Origin of the sequence: Paracoccus subflavus (assembly GCF_004310345.1) — a bacterium.
GTDB classification, from domain to species: domain Bacteria; phylum Pseudomonadota; class Alphaproteobacteria; order Rhodobacterales; family Rhodobacteraceae; genus Paracoccus; species Paracoccus subflavus.
This window is the reverse complement of the sequence record NZ_SISK01000013.1, coordinates 20,380-37,096: the sequence shown is the minus strand read 5'-3', so window position 1 is coordinate 37,096 and position 16,717 is coordinate 20,380. Positions and strand designations below refer to the sequence as shown.

18 protein-coding genes and 1 tRNA gene are annotated in these 16,717 nt (G+C 66.8%); 13 read left to right on the top strand and 6 right to left on the bottom strand.

The features are described 5' to 3' along the window. Positions 1–201 precede the first annotated feature (201 nt). The 7 genes from EYE42_RS14300 to EYE42_RS14270 all read left to right on the top strand — a co-directional run bounded on the left by EYE42_RS14300 (position 202) and on the right by EYE42_RS14270 (position 7,255). Positions 202–1,557, top strand: coding sequence for a mechanosensitive ion channel family protein (locus EYE42_RS14300; RefSeq protein ID WP_130992001.1), 1,356 nt, complete (start codon positions 202–204; stop codon positions 1,555–1,557). Positions 1,558–1,634: 77 nt separating this feature from the next. Continuing rightward, positions 1,635–2,057, top strand: a complete 423-nt coding sequence (rsfS, locus tag EYE42_RS14295; RefSeq protein ID WP_170309514.1) for a ribosome silencing factor — start codon at positions 1,635–1,637, stop codon at positions 2,055–2,057. Positions 2,058–2,072: 15 nt separating this feature from the next. After that, complete coding sequence (rlmH, locus tag EYE42_RS14290; RefSeq protein ID WP_130991999.1) at positions 2,073–2,540, top strand: 23S rRNA (pseudouridine(1915)-N(3))-methyltransferase RlmH; 468 nt, start codon at positions 2,073–2,075, stop codon at positions 2,538–2,540. 93 nt (positions 2,541–2,633) lie between these two features. Continuing rightward, positions 2,634–4,151 (top strand): 2,3-bisphosphoglycerate-independent phosphoglycerate mutase, encoded by a 1,518-nt coding sequence (gpmI, locus tag EYE42_RS14285; protein WP_130991998.1) that lies wholly within the window; start codon positions 2,634–2,636, stop codon positions 4,149–4,151. Then, on the top strand, positions 4,148–5,323 hold the full coding sequence (locus EYE42_RS14280; protein ID WP_130991997.1) for a murein hydrolase activator EnvC family protein: 1,176 nt from the start codon (positions 4,148–4,150) through the stop codon (positions 5,321–5,323). The genes gpmI and EYE42_RS14280 overlap by 4 nt, the downstream gene beginning before the upstream one ends. Before the next feature lie 17 nt (positions 5,324–5,340). Continuing rightward, entirely contained in the window at positions 5,341–6,771 is a 1,431-nt protein-coding gene (locus EYE42_RS14275; RefSeq protein ID WP_130991996.1) for a S41 family peptidase, read from the top strand. Beyond that, complete coding sequence (locus EYE42_RS14270; RefSeq protein ID WP_130991995.1) at positions 6,764–7,255, top strand: RNA pyrophosphohydrolase; 492 nt, start codon at positions 6,764–6,766, stop codon at positions 7,253–7,255. The genes EYE42_RS14275 and EYE42_RS14270 overlap by 8 nt, the downstream gene beginning before the upstream one ends. Before the next feature lie 264 nt (positions 7,256–7,519). On the opposite strand, the gene EYE42_RS14265 is transcribed toward EYE42_RS14270, so the two are convergent. The 4 genes from EYE42_RS14265 to EYE42_RS14250 all read right to left on the bottom strand — a co-directional run bounded on the left by EYE42_RS14265 (position 7,520) and on the right by EYE42_RS14250 (position 10,845). After that, positions 7,520–7,596 (bottom strand) — tRNA-Arg (locus EYE42_RS14265). Positions 7,597–7,657: 61 nt separating this feature from the next. Next, entirely contained in the window at positions 7,658–8,680 is a 1,023-nt protein-coding gene (locus EYE42_RS14260; RefSeq protein WP_130991994.1) for a hypothetical protein, read from the bottom strand. An 85-nt stretch (positions 8,681–8,765) separates the two neighbouring features. After that, positions 8,766–9,674, bottom strand: coding sequence for an RNA polymerase sigma factor RpoH (gene rpoH, locus EYE42_RS14255; RefSeq protein WP_130991993.1), 909 nt, complete (start codon positions 9,672–9,674; stop codon positions 8,766–8,768). 148 nt (positions 9,675–9,822) lie between these two features. Continuing rightward, the gene (locus EYE42_RS14250) at positions 9,823–10,845 is read right to left on the bottom strand and encodes an RluA family pseudouridine synthase (protein WP_130991992.1); all 1,023 of its coding nucleotides are present in this window, start codon (positions 10,843–10,845) and stop codon (positions 9,823–9,825) included. Between the two features lie 55 nt (positions 10,846–10,900). On the opposite strand from EYE42_RS14250, the gene EYE42_RS14245 reads away from it, so the two are divergent. Continuing rightward, positions 10,901–11,149 (top strand): DUF6476 family protein, encoded by a 249-nt coding sequence (locus EYE42_RS14245; RefSeq protein WP_246020826.1) that lies wholly within the window; start codon positions 10,901–10,903, stop codon positions 11,147–11,149. Between the two features lie 3 nt (positions 11,150–11,152). On the opposite strand, the gene EYE42_RS14240 is transcribed toward EYE42_RS14245, so the two are convergent. Continuing rightward, positions 11,153–11,401, bottom strand: a complete 249-nt coding sequence (locus EYE42_RS14240; RefSeq protein WP_130991990.1) for an accessory factor UbiK family protein — start codon at positions 11,399–11,401, stop codon at positions 11,153–11,155. A 161-nt stretch (positions 11,402–11,562) separates the two neighbouring features. Here EYE42_RS14240 and lgt point away from each other — a divergent pair, with 161 nt between their 5' ends. From lgt to dacB, 5 genes are read left to right on the top strand one after another with little or no spacing between them, the layout of a single operon-like run. Continuing rightward, entirely contained in the window at positions 11,563–12,450 is an 888-nt protein-coding gene (gene lgt, locus EYE42_RS14235; protein WP_130991989.1) for a prolipoprotein diacylglyceryl transferase, read from the top strand. Further along, positions 12,447–13,505 (top strand): class I SAM-dependent methyltransferase, encoded by a 1,059-nt coding sequence (locus tag EYE42_RS14230; RefSeq protein WP_130991988.1) that lies wholly within the window; start codon positions 12,447–12,449, stop codon positions 13,503–13,505. Before lgt ends, EYE42_RS14230 begins: the two co-directional genes overlap by 4 nt. Beyond that, positions 13,489–14,253 carry a peptidoglycan editing factor PgeF gene (pgeF, locus tag EYE42_RS14225; RefSeq protein WP_130991987.1) on the top strand — a complete coding sequence of 255 codons (765 nt, stop codon included), beginning with the start codon at positions 13,489–13,491 and terminating at the stop codon, positions 14,251–14,253. Before EYE42_RS14230 ends, pgeF begins: the two co-directional genes overlap by 17 nt. Then, complete coding sequence (locus EYE42_RS14220) at positions 14,253–14,852, top strand: nicotinate-nucleotide adenylyltransferase (protein ID WP_130992030.1); 600 nt, start codon at positions 14,253–14,255, stop codon at positions 14,850–14,852. The genes pgeF and EYE42_RS14220 overlap by 1 nt, the downstream gene beginning before the upstream one ends. Then, positions 14,852–16,222 carry a D-alanyl-D-alanine carboxypeptidase/D-alanyl-D-alanine endopeptidase gene (dacB, locus tag EYE42_RS14215; protein ID WP_130991986.1) on the top strand — a complete coding sequence of 457 codons (1,371 nt, stop codon included), beginning with the start codon at positions 14,852–14,854 and terminating at the stop codon, positions 16,220–16,222. The genes EYE42_RS14220 and dacB overlap by 1 nt, the downstream gene beginning before the upstream one ends. Here the strand turns inward: dacB and EYE42_RS14210 are convergent, their stop codons facing one another. Then, a complete protein-coding gene (locus EYE42_RS14210) occupies positions 16,223–16,645 on the bottom strand; it encodes a tellurite resistance TerB family protein (protein WP_130991985.1) in 423 nt (140 codons plus the stop codon). It abuts the gene before it with no gap. Positions 16,646–16,717 lie beyond the last annotated feature (72 nt).

Below are 16,717 nucleotides of genomic sequence, written 5' to 3'. Positions count from 1 at the left end.
GTGATGCGTTACGGACGGCATTCGGCTGCGGCAGGACCGCAGCCCGTCACAGTCGCGCCGTCACGCCGCGCGTTTCGCCAAAGAACCGCGAGGGCAGGCGGGCGCGGTCGTGGATGTCGAAATAGATGAACCCGGACATGGCCGATCTTTTAGGCGCCTTTCCGCGTTGTTGCAAGATTCGCGACAGTGAAGGAAGAACGGATGGAGCCGGTCGGACCCGACATCATGGATGCCGCACAGGGATTGTGGTCGCGCATCGTTCTTTTCGTCAGGATCATGGTGCTTCCCGCCCGGCTCTACCAACTGGCAGCCATCGTCGGGCTGGCGTTGACATCTTGGCTGCTGGGCCGAATCGCTGCGCGGTTCTGGGACCGCTGGCTGCGGTCGCGCGAAACCTGGCCGAAATGGCGGCTGCGCCTGGGGGTGCTGATCGGGCGCAGGCTGGGGCTGATGATCTTTGTCCTGCTGGCCTGGGCCGTGGTGCTGGTGATGCGGGAAGTCACCTGGCCCTCGCGCAGCAACCTGATCGCGCTGGCGGCCTCGATCGCGACGGCGTGGCTGGCGATCTTTTTCCTGATGCGCCTGATCGGCAATCGCCTGTTGCGCCGAATCGCCAGTTGGGGTGCCTGGATCTGGGTCACGCTGTTCCTGCTGGACCTGACGGCGCCCGCCGGCGATTTCCTGGACAGCATGGCCATCACCTTTGGCGAGTTGCGGCTGTCCGCGCTGACGGTGCTGAAGGCGCTGGTGGTGCTGGGGCTGATGATCGCGGGCGCGCGCGTCCTGTCGCGTGTCATCTCTGGCAGGCTGGCGCAGAATCAGGACATCTCTCCCACCACGCGGGTGCTGACGGCGAAGCTGTTGCAGATCGTGCTGTTCGGACTGGCCATCGTCGTCGGGCTGCGGGCCGCGGGCTTCGACCTGACGGGGCTTGCCGTCTTTTCCGGCGCCATCGGCCTGGGGCTGGGATTCGGCCTGCAAAAGGTCGTCTCGAATCTGGTGTCGGGGGTGATCATCCTGCTGGACAAGTCCGTCAAGCCCGGCGACGTCATCAGCCTGGGCGACACCTTCGGCTGGATCGAGGAACTGGGGGCCCGCTATGTCAGCGTGGTCACGCGCGACGGCAAGGAATACCTGATTCCCAACGAGGATCTGGTGACGGGCCAAGTCGTCAACTGGTCGCATACCAACGACTTCGTGCGACTGGATTTGAATTTCGGCACGTCTTATGACGACGATCCCCACAAGGTCAGCGCCATCGCCATCGAGGCGGTGCAAAAGGTCCGCCGGGTTCTGTCGCACAAGCCGCCGGTCTGCTGGATCACGGGATTCGGCGACAGTTCCGTCGATTACGTCCTGCGCTTCTGGATCGACGACGCGGCGGGCGGGCTGACCAATGTGCGCGGGCAGGTCTATCTGGCGCTGTGGGACGCCTTCAAGGAAAATGGCGTCACCATCCCCTTCCCGCAGCGCGAGGTGCGCGTGATGAACCCGTCACTGCTGGTGCGCACCGGGGTTGTCCAATCCGAAAACACGGAATCAGGCAGGGAACATTGAGAAGGTCGGAAAAGTTGCTATCTTTGGTGCAACCCCTGCGCCGGGGGCGATCGGCGCGCTGACCGGAGGATATAACCCTGTCACAAGACGTCTCGCCGGCCACGGGGCCGGCAGCGACCGCCGCCGGGCATGATCTGACCAGCGACCAGATCCTTGCCCGCATCCTGTCCTCGCTTGATGATGACAAGGCCGAGGATGTCGTCACCATCGACCTGCGCGGGCGGTCGGCCATGGCCGATCACATGGTGATCGCCTCGGGCCGCAGTGCGCGTCAGGTGGGCGCCATCGCGGAAAAGCTGGCCGAACGCATGAAGCAGATCACCGGCCGCACCCCCCGGATCGAGGGCAAGGACACCGGCGACTGGGTGCTGATCGACACCGACGATGTCATCGTCCATGTCTTTCGGCCTGAGGTGCGTGAGTTCTATCAGCTTGAAAAGATGTGGATGCCGGTCGAGGCGCTTGGCCGCGTTCGCGACCATTCCCGTCCGGCCGTCTGAGCGGGACCGTATTTATTGCGAATCGACATTGTCGCGGTCGGTCGGCTGCGCAAGGGCCCCGAGGCGTCTATGGTCATGGATTACCTGGACCGTTTCGCCCGCGCCGGACGCAGTACGGGCCTGCCGCCCGCCACCCTTACGGAAGTCGAGGACAGGCGCGGTGGCGGCATGGCAGCCGAGGCCGAAGTTCTGACACGGGCGATCCCCCAGGGTTCCGTCCTCGTGGCGCTGGACGAGCGGGGCGATCAGCCGACCTCGCCGCAGTTCGCGCATCGGCTGGCGGACTGGCGCGACGGGGCGCGCGATGTCTGCTTCGTGATCGGCGGTGCCGACGGGCTGGACCCGCCGTTGCGCGCCCGCGCCGACTGGCAGGTCAGCCTGGGCCGCATGGTCTGGCCGCACATGCTGGTGCGCGTGATGCTGGCCGAACAACTGTATCGCGCGGCAACGATCCTTGCCGGCTCTCCTTATCATCGGGAATGAATGGGGAGGGCGGGAGCGAAGCGGCCCCGGCTTCTGCGGTTGCCGCAGGCTTCGCACATGCGTAACAAGGCGCAAGTTCAACCCGAGGCAGACATGACGAAACCCGTGGTCCTGTGCATTCTCGATGGCTGGGGCATCTCGGACCGCCCCGAACAAAGCGCGCCGGATCAGGCGGCAACGCCGAATTTCGACCGCCTGCTGCGCGACTGCCCGCACGCGACGCTGACCACCTTCGGCCCCGACGTTGGCCTGCCGCGCGGCCAGATGGGCAATTCCGAGGTCGGCCACACCAATATCGGCGCGGGCCGCGTGGTGGCGATGGATCTGGGCCAGATCGATCTGGCGATCGAGGACGGCAGCTTCGTGGGCAACGAGGGCCTGGTCCGTTTCGTCGAACGGCTGCGGGCCACGGGGGGGACGGCGCATCTGATGGGCATCGTGTCCGACGGAGGCGTCCATGGCCATGTCGTCCATATGCAGACCGCCGTCCGTGCCGTGGCCGGGGCGGGCGTGCCTGTCGTGGTCCATGCCATTACCGACGGGCGCGACGTGCCGCCGAAATCGGCCATGGGCTTTGTGACCGAGTTGCAGGGCAACCTGCCCGAAGGCGCACGGATCGGCACGGTGATCGGGCGATATTACGCCATGGACCGCGACAACCGCTGGGAACGGGTGGAACGGGCCTACCGCGCTATCGTTGCAGGACAGGGAAGGCCTGCGCCGTCCGCCGATATGGCCGTCACCGCTGCCTATGGGCAGGGCGAAACCGACGAATTCATCCAGCCCTTCGTCATCGACGGCTATAACGGGGCCCTGGACGGGGACGGGTTCTTCTGCCTGAATTTCCGTGCCGACCGGGCGCGGGAAATCCTGGCAGCGCTGGCCGATCCGGCCTTCGCGCAATTCGACACCGGCGACCGGCCCGAATGGGCGGCGCTTCTGGGGATGGTCGATTACAGCAGCCGCCACAACGAATACATGGCCGCCGCCTATCCCAAGCGGCAGGTGGTCAATACGCTGGGCGCCTGGGTGGCCCGACACGGGCTGCGCCAGTTCCGCCTGGCCGAAACCGAGAAATACCCCCACGTCACCTTTTTCCTGAACGGCGGGGCCGAGGCCCCCGAACCCGGCGAGGACCGCTTCATGCCCGCCAGCCCCAAGGTCGCGACCTATGACCTGGCCCCCGAAATGGCCGCGGACGAGGTCGCCGAAAAGCTGGTCGAGGTGATCGGCGCCGGCTACGACCTGATCGTGGTCAATTTCGCCAATCCCGACATGGTGGGCCATACCGGCAGCCTGCCCGCCGCCGCCCTGGCGTGCGAGGCGGTGGATCGCGGCCTGGGCCGGATGCTGGCCACCCTGGATCGGGCCGGCGGCGCGGCGGTGATCTGCGCCGACCATGGCAATTGCGAAACGATGATCGACCCCGAAAGCGGCGGCCCCCATACCGCACACACCACCAATCCCGTGCCGGTGATCGTGTACGGCGGCCCGGCGGGGGCGCGGCTGCGCGACGGGCGGCTGGCCGACCTTGCGCCGACCGTGCTGCACCTGATGGGACTGGCGAAGCCGGCCGAGATGACCGGCGAAAGCCTGATCGTGGCCGCATGAGACTGTTTGTTCCCCTGATCCTTGCCGCCCTGGTCGCCGGGGGCCCCCTGTCGGCCCAGGACGATCCTTCTGTCGATATCGCCGTGTCCGAGGCCCAGGACGCTGCCGCACAGTTGCGGGCCGCGGTCGCCAAGCTGACCGAGGCGCTGACCGCCGACGATCAGGTCGTCGCCCTGACCGAGGTGATCCGGGGATACGAAGGGGGCCTTGCCGCCCTGCGCGACGGGCTGCGCCAAGCCAGCGCCCGCGAGGCGCAACTGCGCGCAGGGTTCGAGATGCAGCGGGGGCGAATGGCCTCGGTCCTGGGGGCGATGACGGCAATGCGGCAGTCGCCCGAAACCACCCTGCTGCTGCATCCCGCAGGGGGGCTTGCCAATGCCCGGTCGGGCATGATCCTGGCCGACATCACCCCCGGCCTGCGCGCCGAGGCCGAACGGCTGGGCGCGGATCTGGCCGAAATAGCCAAGGTGCGCGACTTGCAGGCGGGGGCGGCGCAGATGCTTGATGCGGGCCTTGCCTCGGTGCAGGAGGCGCGGCGCCTGCTGGCCAGTGCCGTCACCGACCGGTCCAGCCTGCCTGTGCGCTATGCCGACGCGCCTGCCGAGATGCAGAAGCTGCACGATGCCGCGCAATCGCTGGACGAATTCGCGGCGGGCGTTTCCCGGCTGCAACTGGATGTCGGCCCGCCCATGGAGGATTTCGAGGGCGCCCAAGGCAGCCTGCCCCTGCCGGTGGCGGGAACGGTCCTGCGCCTTTACGGCCAGCCTGACGCGGCAGGCGTCGAACGGCCGGGCTGGGTGATTGCAACACCCCCCTCCGCCCTGGTAACGACGCCCTGGCCTGCGACAATCCGCTATCGCGGGCCCTTGCTGGATTACGGCAATGTGATGATCATCGAGCCCGCGCGCGGTTATCTTCTGGTCTTTGCAGGCATGGCGCAGGTTTTCGGAGAGGTGGGCGACGTGCTGCGAGCGGGCGATCCCCTGGGCCTGATGGGCGGGTCCGAGGCACCGGCACAGGAATTCGGCGCGCAGTTCGTGGCCGACGCCGCCCTTGGCGGCTATGCAGGGCAGACCGAGTCCCTGTATCTGGAACTGCGGAAGGGACAGGAAACACTGGACCCGGCGGATTGGTTCGTGCTGAATCCCGTCGTGGAGCCCCAACAGGACTGAAGGCAGGAAAGGCCGACATGAAACATTATCTGATCGCGGGCGCAGGCGGCGTTCTGGCCGGGGCTTTGCTGACCACCCAGATCGCCGGGCCTCTGGTGGCCCAGGAAAGTGGCAGCAATGCGACGATCTACGAGCAGCTTGAACTGTTCGGAAACGTCTTTGAACGGGTGCGTGCCGATTATGTCGAGGCGCCCGACGACAAGGAACTGATCGAGGCCGCGATCAACGGGATGCTGACGTCGCTGGACCCTCATTCCAGCTTCCTGTCGGCCAGTGATTACCAGGACATGCAGACCCAGACCCGCGGCAGTTTCGGCGGCCTGGGGATCGAGGTCAGCCAGGAAGACGGTCTGGTCAAGGTCGTATCCCCCATCGACGACACGCCCGCGGCACAGGCGGGGGTCAAGACGGGCGATTTCATCACCCATGTGAACGGCGAATCGCTGATGGGCCTGACCCTGGACGATGCGGTGGACATGATGCGCGGCCCCGTGGGGTCCGAGATCACCGTGACGATCCTGCGCGAAGGCGAGACCGAGCCGTTCGACCTGACCATGATGCGCGATACGATCAAGCTGACCGTGGTCAAAACAAGGGTCGAGGGCAGTTCGGTCGTGTTGCGGGTGTCCACCTTCAACGACGAAACCTATGACACGCTGAAATCGGAACTGGAAACGGCCGTCAAGGATGCCGGCGGCATCGACAAGGTGACGGGCTTTGTGCTGGATCTGCGCAACAATCCGGGCGGGCTCTTGAACCAGGCGATCAGCGTGTCGGATGCCTTTCTGGACGCCGGGGAAATCGTCAGCACCCGGGGCCGCAACCCCGAGGAAAGCGAACGCTGGAACGCCGAGCCGGGCGATCTGGCGCAGGGCAAGCCGATGGTGGTGCTGACCAACGGCGGATCTGCCAGTGCATCCGAAATCGTCGCGGGTGCCCTGCAGGACCATCGCCGCGCGATCGTCGTGGGCGAAAAGACCTTTGGCAAGGGTTCTGTCCAGACGGTCATGCCAGTGACGGCCGACAGCGCGATCCGGCTGACCACGGCGCGTTACTACACGCCCTCGGGCCGGTCGATCCAGTCGCTGGGCATCCAGCCCGACATCCTGGTGGCCCAGCCCGCCCCCCCTCCCGAATCGGGGGAAGAGGAGGAAGGCCCGCGCAGCCAGTCGAATTTCGGCCGCTCCGAGGCCGACCTGAGGGGCGCGCTGAACAACGATTCCGTGAGCGACGACGAAAAGCAACAGATCGAGGACGAAGCCGCCGAAGTCGAGGCGACCGCCAAGCTGCGCGAGGAAGACTATCAAATGGCCTATGCGGTCGATATTCTGAAGGGCTTGGCAGCCGTCGATTTCCAGGCCGATCAGGTGCCCCCCAGTGCCACCCCTGCCGTGACCGGCGAGGGATCGGGCACCGAAGGGTCTGGGGCCGCTAATACGAATGGCTGACGGGGAACGGACAGGGCCGGGGGGTCTGCCCTACCGGCCTTGCGCGGGGGTGGTGCTGATCAATGCAGAGGGGCTGGTCTTTGCAGGCCAGCGCATCGACATGCCCGGCGCCTGGCAAATGCCCCAGGGCGGAATCGACGAGGGCGAGGATCCCCGTGGGGCCGCCCTGCGCGAACTGGCCGAGGAAACCGGCGTTTCTTCTGACAAGGTCGAGGTGCTGGGGGAAACCCCTGGCTGGGTCTATTACGACCTGCCCCCCGAACTCTTGGGCAAGGTCTGGAAGGGTCGCTATGGCGGCCAGCGCCAGAAATGGGTGCTGATGCGGTTTCTGGGGCAGGACGCCGACATTCGGATTGATACGGATCACCCGGAGTTCGAGGAATGGTGCTGGATGCCATCGGCCGCTTTGCTGGAAAACATCGTGCCCTTCAAACGCGAGGTTTATAAGCAGGTGCTGGCCGATTTCCGAAAATGGCTGCGCTGACAGATTTCCCGGAGAACTGCAGTTTTCCAGCCAAAGCAGGAATCTGGGACCTATCAAGATGCCTGTGATGGCCCTCGGGCCTCATCCCGCCGCAATATCGGCCTGAATCTTTGTGGACGGGCGGGCAGCCCGATCTTGCACGCCGATTGCCCCCGGCGGTCGGGCCTGCGCCTTGGCCCCGGTCTGAGTCCTGACATGGTAAAGCGACTGCCGCCCGGATAAGGGAGGGCCTGTCATCGCCCAATCAGGAATGCTTGCGAAAATTGGCGCACCCGAAGGGATTCGAACCCCTGGCCTCTGCCTTCGGAGGGCAGCGCTCTATCCAGCTGAGCTACGGGTGCCTGGGGCCGTGCATAGCGCCAGCCCGGCCTGCGTGCAACGGCGAAAACGCCGGGTGCGTGGTCAGCCCGCGCAGATCTGCTGAAGGGCAAGCCATTGCTCATCGTTCAGAAGGGGGCGCGCGGTGGAGGTGTTGGCCAAGGGATCCCCGTCGATCAGCGCCCGGACCGACTGTCCCGTCGGGTCGAGGGACCGGGCGTAAGGTTCCGCCGGGATCTGGCGTTCCGCCAGGGCCGCCAGCAGCGCGGTGTCCTGGGGCCTGGGGGCAGGCCGGGACAGCAGCGCCGTTCCAAATCCGGACATCGCCGACTGCGGCAGATGGCCGAGCGTCATCAGTCGGAGCGATGCGAGCAGACCGGCGTGTTCCATGGCAGCCGCACGAAGGCCGGCCTCCTCGACTGCCAGGCGTGCGGCAACCAGATGGGCCGCGGCGACCTCGGGTCCGGGGGATGCGCGCAAGAGGTCGTTCCCGATCACATAGATGTCGCCAGGCAATCGCCGCGCGCCACCCAGCGGTTCGGGCAGCACGCGAATGACGGCCTCTGGGGTCAGCAGGATCGGGGCCAGGTGATCCAGCACCGCCTGTCCGGATGCACGGGTGCAGACCGCCCCCGCATCGCGTTCCAGGTCAGCCAGGATCGCAATGCCCATGTCCCGCGCCTGCGCGGGGGGGGCGATGCGGGCAGCATGGGCGACAAGCGCGTCGGGCAGCCACAGGGTCAGGATTCCCAGAACCCCCAGGATGCCCAGCACGGCAAGGCTGTTGCGCAAACGGCCCGTGTGGGACCGGTGGCTTGCCACGGCGCCCCGGACGCGGGCGATCGCCTGGATCATCAGCGGATCGTCGATGGTAACCGTTTCGTCCGTGCTTTCGGGCCCTGGCGCATAGATTGCCGGAATTCTGGCGTCGTTGATCTGCACCACAGCGGGCAGCGACCAGTGCGACAGAGGCTGGTCGGTGGCGGGATCCGACAGAACCAACGTGGCGTCGCCCAGCGACACGATCACGTCGCGCGCCGGACCGTCGGGCGCGGCGCGCCATGATCCCTGCGCCTCGAGCCGTTGAAATTGCTTAAGCGCCGTCATCGGGTCTGGTCCGCCATGCTTGAGCCGACCATAACGCGCGGCAGGTGCAGGTCAATCGCAGCCGTATCGCAGCCGTCTTGCAGGCTCAGGCGACGCCTTCGGGAACGCGCATTCCCTTGTCGCGGGCCAGGACTCGCATCCGGTCCTGAAGTTTTTCAAAGGCCCGAACCTCGATCTGGCGGATGCGTTCGCGCGACACGTCATAACGCGCCGACAGATCCTCGAGCGTGAGGGGATCGTCGCGCAGGCGCCGTTCCATCAGGATGTCCCGTTCGCGGTCGTTCAGCACGTCCATGGCCTGCATCAGCATCCGGCGCCGAGTGTCCAGCTCCTCCGACTCGGCAAAGGCTTCGGCCTGGTTGGCATCCTCGTCCTCCAGCCAGTCCTGCCACTGCGAACTCGACTCGCCCTCGCCCGAACCCACCGTGGCATTCAGCGATGCATCGCCCCCCGACAAGCGGCGGTTCATTTCGATCACTTCTTGCTGGGTCACGTTCAGGTCATTGGCGATCTGGGCGACGTTTTCAGGGCGAAGGTCGCCTTCTTCTAGGGCACCGATCTTGGATTTAGCCTTGCGCAGATTGAAGAACAGCTTTTTCTGGGCGCTAGTGGTGCCCATCTTGACCAAAGACCATGACCGCAGGATGTATTCCTGGATCGAGGCGCGGATCCACCACATGGCATAGGTCGCCAGCCGGAATCCCCTTTCCGGGTCGAACCGCTTGACGGCCTGCATCAGCCCCACATTCGCCTCGGAGATCACTTCGGCCTGCGGCAGGCCATAGCCGCGATAGCCCATGGCGATCTTGGCCGCCAGGCGCAGGTGGCTGGTCACCAGCCGGTGCGCAGCCTCGCTGTCTTGGTGATCGGCCCATGCCTTGGCCAGCATGTATTCTTCTTCCGGTTCCAGCAGGGGGAACTTGCGGATTTCTTGCAAATAGCGGTTCAGGCCCTGTTCGGGACTGGGCGCGGGAAGGTTTCCATAGCTTGCCATGATCGTGGCCTTTCGCAAATGGTCGGAAAACGTCGCTGCCTTTGCAAGGTTCCGCAGAACCCCTGCGGCAAACAGTCCCGTTGCGGGGATCGTATCTTATCCTGACGGGAAACGCCGGGCAGGAAAAGCCTGCCGGATCACGTTCCCGTCATGGCACGGCTCTCAGCCGGTCCAGCAGGGCCTGCATGTCCGGGGGCAGAGGGCTGTCAAAGGCCAGCGGCCTGCCGGTAACGGGATGGTCAAAGCCCAGATGCGCGGCGTGAAGCGCCTGCCGGGGAAAGGCTGCAACGGCCTCCGCCGCCGCTCCCAAGGCGCGGACCGAGGCGCGCCGGGCGCCTCCATAGACCGGATCGCCGATCAGGCCCAGTCCCGCATGGGCCATGTGGACGCGGATCTGGTGGGTCCGACCCGTTTCCAGCCGGCATTCGACCAGCATGACGGCCGGCGGACGGCCAAACTGTTCCAGCATTCGGGCCCGAGTCACCGCATGGCGTCCCTTGTCGAAATAGACTGCTTGCCGCTGCCGGTCGGTGGCGTGGCGGGCCAGGCCCGATGCAATCTTCAGAACGGCGCCATCCTCGAGGCTGACGCCCGGGGTGCCGCGCAGGCGGGGGTCAGCCCCGTCGATCACGCCGTGGGCCAGGGCCAGATAGCGGCGCTGGGCCGTATGCGCCTCGAACTGACGGGCAAGGCCGTGATGGGCGCGGTCCGACTTGGCCACGACCAACAGGCCCGAGGTGTCCTTGTCGATCCGGTGGACGATGCCGGGCCGCCGTTCGCCGCCGATCCCCGACAGACTGTCGCCGCAATGGGCCAGCAGCGCGTTGACCAAGGTGCCACGGGGCGATCCGGGCGCGGGATGGACGACCATCCCGGCGGGCTTGTCGATGACGATCAGGTCGTCGTCCTCGTGGGCGATGACCAGGGGAATGGCTTCCGGGCGTGCCTCGACGGTTTCGGGCTGGGGGACCGCAATGGTATAGTCCTGTCCGGCCAGAACCCGTGCCCTGCCGTCCCGCACCACCCCGTCGGGGCCGCTGACCGCGCCATCCGCGATCAGCCGCGCCAGGTGCGACCGCGACAGGGCCGCATCCTCTGGCACGGCAAGGGCAAGCGCCTTATCAAGCCGCTGGGGCGCATCGTCGGGAATGGTCACAACAAGGGTCGGCATGGACAAGGACGATACCAACTGGAAATCGGCGGCGAAAGCGGTGCCGGAACTGCGGATGCTGCGTTGGCTGGTCATGGGGCTGGCAGCCGTCATGGGCCTTGGCATGATTGCCATCGTGGCGTTGCTGTGGATGCGGCTGAGCCAGCCGATGCTGCCCGACCTGCCCGAGGGCATCGCCCTGCCCGCTGGCGCCCAGCCGGCCGCCGTGACCTTTGCGCGCGACTGGATCGTGGTCGTCACCGAGGCGGGCGAGGTTCTGCTGTATGACCGGGCGGGCGCGCTGCGCGATCGGGTGCGGCCCTGACGCTCAGTTCTGGCGCCCCGCCTCGATCGCGTCCAACCGGGCCTTGAGTTCGGCATTCTCGGTGCGGGCCTTGATGGCCATTTCACGCACGGCCTCGAACTCCTCTCGGGTCACGAAATCGCGATCCGCCAGCCAGCGATCGACCCAGCCCTTCATGGCATTCTCGGCTTCGGACTTGGCGCCTTGGGCCACGCCCATCGCATTGGTCATCAGCTTCGAGATGTCATCGAAGAACTTGTTTTGCGTCGTCATTTCCGTTTGCCCCAGGATGGTTGCTTTGGCCCTATATGGGCGGGGCGGCGTCCTGGTTCAATGTGCGGACCCGTCTTGGCCCCGCGAGGGGGCGATCCGGGCGCGATGTTGACACGGCGTCACCGACCGCTAGCTTGCGCCGCACAAAAGCCCGAGGCCCCATGATCCCTTTTCCCGACATCGCCCCCGAGATTTTCACCATTGATCTGGGCGGGTTTTCCTTGTCGCTGCGCTGGTATGCCCTGGCTTATCTGGCAGGACTGCTGATCGGCTGGCGGATCGTTGCCGCGATGATGCGGCGCGACCGGCTGTGGGGCGACCGGGCGCCGATGGCCGCCGATCGCGTGGACGACCTGCTGACCTGGGTGATCCTGGGGGTGATCCTGGGCGGGCGGCTGGGCTTCGTGCTGTTTTACGAGCCCGGCTTCTACCTTGCCAACCCGGCCGAGATCATAAAGGTCTGGCAGGGCGGCATGAGCTTTCACGGCGGCTTTGCAGGGGTCATCGTTGCGGTCTGGGGCTTTTGCCGTGCCAACGACATCCCGCCGCTGCGGCTGGCCGATGCTCTGGCGGTGGTGGCGCCCATCGGACTGTTTTTCGGACGCATCGCCAATTTCATCAACGCCGAGTTGTGGGGCCGCCCTACGAACCTGCCCTGGGGCGTCGTCTTCCCCGGCGAGGCCGCGCAGGCCTGCCCCGGCGTCGTCGGACCCTGCGCCCGCCATCCCAGCCAGCTTTACGAGGCCGGGCTTGAGGGGATTTTGCTGGGCCTGGTCCTGCTGCTGCTGGTCCGGGCGGGGGGGCTGCGGCGGCCCGGCCTTGCCTTTGGCGTGTTTCTGGCGGGCTATGGTCTTGCCCGCATGTTCGTTGAACTGTTCCGAGAGGCCGATGCCCAGTTCATCACGCCCGACAACCCGCTGGGCCATGTCCTTGGCGGCCCGGTAATCGGATTGACCATGGGCCAGCTTCTGTCGCTGCCCATGGTGGTGGTGGGCCTGGCTCTGATCCTGCGCGCCCAGCACCGGCCGGCGGCACCGGCGCCTGCATGACGGCGCTGGCCGCGATCATTGCAGCCCGGATCCGCGCGACAGGGCCGATGACGCTGGCCGATTACATGGAACTATGCCTTCTGCATCCGCAGCATGGATATTACACCGCGCGCGATCCGTTCGGACTGCGGGGCGATTTCACCACGGCCCCGGAAATCCATCAAATGTTCGGCGAGCTTTGCGGCCTTGCGTTGGCGCAGGCCTGGATCGACCAGAACCGCCCCGCGCCCTTTACCCTGGCCGAGCCGGGACCGGGCCGGGGCACGCTGATGGCCGACATGCTGCGGGCGATGGGCAAGGTGCCGGGCATGACGGATGCCGCACAGGTGACGCTGATCGAGGTCTCGCCCGTGCTGCGTCAGGTTCAGCGCGACAGGTTGGGGCCGGTTGCTCATCTGTCGGGGGTCGATGACCTGCCGGAACGGCCTTTGTTCCTGATCGCCAACGAATTCTTCGATGCCCTGCCGATCCGGCAGTATCAGCGGATCGACAAGGGCTGGGCTGAACGTATGGTGGGGCTGTCGGATGCCGGACTGTGTCTCGGGCTTGGTCCCGTGGTGCCGCTGCCGCGCGACGGCCGGCCCGGCGACGTGGTCGAGGAATGCCCTGCGGCCCCCGCCATCGTCGAGGCAATTGCCCGCCGGATCGCCGCCCATGGCGGTGCCGCGATCATCGTCGATTACGGCGGCTGGAACGGTTACGGCGATACATTCCAGGCCCTGCGCGGCCACCGGCCCGAAGATCCCCTGGTCCATCCGGGCGAGGCCGACCTGACCGCCCATGTCGATTTTGCGCCCTTGGCTGCCGCAGCGATCCGGGCGGGCGCCGTCGCTTCGCGTCCCGTCCCGCAGGGGGACTGGCTGTTATCGCTGGGCGCGGCGCAGCGGGCAGAGCGGTTGGCCGCCGGGGGGGATGCGGGGGCCGGGGCCGCGCTTCGCCGCTTGACCCACCCCGATGAAATGGGCCACCTGTTCAAGGCAATGGCCGTATGGCCGCGGGGGGCGACCCCGGTGCCCGGTTTTGATGCGCTGAGGCTTCATGCAGACCACGCTTGAGATTCTGACCCATCCCCTGCTGCGCGACGTGAAACACGGCTTTTTCACCCGAAAGGGCGGTGCGTCGTCCGGGCTGTTTTCGGGATTGAACTGTGGCCGCAGGTCCACCGATCAGGCCGAGATGGTGGTCGTGAACCGCGCCCGCGTTGCCACGGCGATGGGCGTGTCCGCCGATGCATTGGCGACCGTCAAGCAGGTCCATTCGGCCGATGTGGTGACGCTGACCGACGATCACCGCCTGCCCGTCGTCGCCGCGACCGAGGCGGACGGCATCGTCACCGCCCGGCGCGGGGTGGCGCTTGCCGTGCTGACCGCCGATTGCCAGCCCATCCTGCTGGCTGACGCCCGGGCCGGCGTCATCGGGGCCTGCCACGCAGGCTGGCGCGGGGCGCTGGAAGGGATCATCGGCGCCACGGTCGAGGCCATGCGCGGTTTGGGCGCCGACCGCGTGCGCGCCGTGATCGGACCCACCATCAGCCAGCGCGCTTATGAGGTCGGTCCCGATTTCATGGACAGGTTTCTGGCCGAAGATCCCGGCTACGGCCGCTTTTTCAGCGGCGGGCCGAACGGGCGTCCGATGTTCGACCTGCCGTCTTTCGGTCTGGCGCGCCTGCGGGACGCGGGGGTCGAGGCCGAATGGTCGGGCCATTGCACCTATTCCGACCTCCATCGCTTCTTCAGCTATCGCCGCGCCACGCATGAGAGCCAGGCCGATTACGGCAGGCTTATCTCGGCCATCACGCTGTGATCCGGGCGGGTCTGCCCGTCGCGCGGCCGGGAATGCGCATCGGTCTGCTGGGCGGCTCCTTCGACCCCGCCCATCAGGGGCATGTGAATATCACCGAGGCCGCGATGCGGGTGTTCCATCTGGACCGTGTCTGGTGGCTCGTGTCCCCCGGCAATCCGCTGAAGGAACACGGACCCGCGCCGGTGGCCGAACGGGTTGCCCATGCACGTCGGATGCTGACCGACCCGCGCGTGGTCGTTACCGGAATCGAACAGGACCTGGGGACCCGGATGACGGCGGACACGGTGGCCGCTTTGAAGCGGATCTATCCCGGCGTGCGATTCGTCTGGCTGATGGGGTCGGACAATCTGGTGCAGTTCCATCGCTGGGATCGCTGGCAGGACATTGCCGCCATGGTGCCCATCGGGGTTCTGGCCCGGCCTGGTTCCCGGACTGCCGCGCGCCGGTCACCTGCGGCACAGGTCATGGCGCGGGCGCGGCTGTCGCTGGCACAGGCGGAAACGCTTGCCCTGCGCGCGCCGCCCGCCTGGGTTCTGGTCAATCTGCGGATGTCGCGCCAGTCCTCGACCGTGCTGCGACATGCGACGGGCCCGCGCTGATGCTCCGCCGCAGCCTTCTGGCAGGGCTGGCGGCATTGCCCGTGGCGCCTGTCTGGGGCCGTCCGCCCCCGAAACCCGCGTTCAGCGCCGGTTCCGTCGTCGCCACCAGCGGCCTGCCGGGAATCGTCGCCTATGCGCAGGTGGACCGGCCCGAAGACGGGTTGGCCGATGCCGCGCTGGCCGCGGCCCCGATGATGCCCGCAAGCATCCTGAAGGCTGTGACGGCTTTATATGCCCTGGCGCGTCTGGGGCCGACCCGCACCTTTGCCACCAGGATTGTCCGGTCCGGCGGCACCCTGATCCTGGCCGGGGGCGGCGATCCGTTGCTGTCCACCGACGATCTCGCGCGGCTGGCGGCCGATCTGGCGGCAACCGGTCAATCCGCGCCCGCGCGCTTTGCCGTCTGGGGCGGTGCCCTGCCGCAGATCCCGGAAATCGCGCCTCCGCAGGCCGATCATCTGGCCTATAATCCGGCGCTGTCCGGGATGATCCTGAACTTCAATCGCGTGCATCTGGGCTGGCGGTCCCAGAACGGCGCGGTCGAGATGACGCTGGAGGCGCGGGCGGCCGAACATTCGCCGCGCGCATACACGGTCACGGCGGCGCCGGGCGATCCGCCCGATCTGTTCGCCTGGCAGGACCAGCACCCCGGCGAACGCTGGACAATCGCCCGCAGCGCCCTGAGCCGCCCCGGCAGCCGCTGGCTGCCCGTCCGCAAGCCCGAGCTTTATGCGGGCGACGTGTTCCAGACCCTGTGCCGCGCCAGGGGACTGGTCCTGCCGGCGCCCGAAGTGATCCAGAACCTGCCGCAGGGCGAGGTGGTGGCCAGCCATGCCAGCCCGCCGCTGGTCGAGATCCTGCGCGGGATGCTGAATTTCTCGACCAATCTCACGGCCGAGGTGGTGGGCCTGCACGCCAGCGGCGCGCCCGGCCCGGCGGCCTCGGCCCGCGCGATGCAGGCATGGCTGGCGGCACAGGGGCAGGGCCAGGATTTCACGCTGGCCGACCATTCCGGTCTGTCCTCCGACAGCCGGGTGACGGCGCAGGGCATGGCGCGGCTGCTGGCGGGACCGGGCCTGGAGGCGGGGCTGCCGGATCTGCTGAAAACCGATCCGCTGGGCGATGATCTGCCGGGCGGCGATCCCTTGCGGACGGCAACAGTCCGCGCCAAGACCGGAACGCTGAACTTCGTGTCGAACCTGGCGGGCTATCTGCAACGCCCCGACGGCACGCAATCGGCCTTTGCGGTCCTGTGCAGCGACATGCCGCGGCAGGCCGCCACCGCGGGCCAGGAATTGCCGGCAGGCGTTCTGTCCTGGACGCGCGATGCCAAGCAGCTTCAGGACGACATCCTGACCGTCTGGTCCTGACTACAGGACCCGGTGGCGCACCTGCGCCGACAGTTCGATGGCGGCGGCGTGCAGGCGGGGAATGTTCAACTGGTGGCGGATTTCGGCAAGCATGGCGATTTCGCCATCGTACAGGCGCCCGTCCGCCGCGCCCACGTCGCAGGCCAGGGCATAGGCGGTCTCGAACAGTTTTGCGGGCAGTGCGTCGCGGATCAGGCCGAACAGGGCGTCCAGCCCTTCTTCTTCCTCGAACAGGGTGATGACGGTCTGGCTGACGGCGCGGATGCGGTCGGCATCATAATCGGCAAAGACGGGATAATGGTCCACGCTGCGCTGGATCGCCACCAGTTCGGAGGTCCGGTAGGTCTGGTCCGAGGCCGTGACGGCCACCATCACCGCCACCAGGGCATCGCAGGGCGAGAACGAGGGTAAATCCAGGGTCATGGCGCATCCTTTGGCGGTCGGTCCGGGCGCAAATTATTGACGATAGAGGCTGCTTTCAATAAGGCGTCGTGG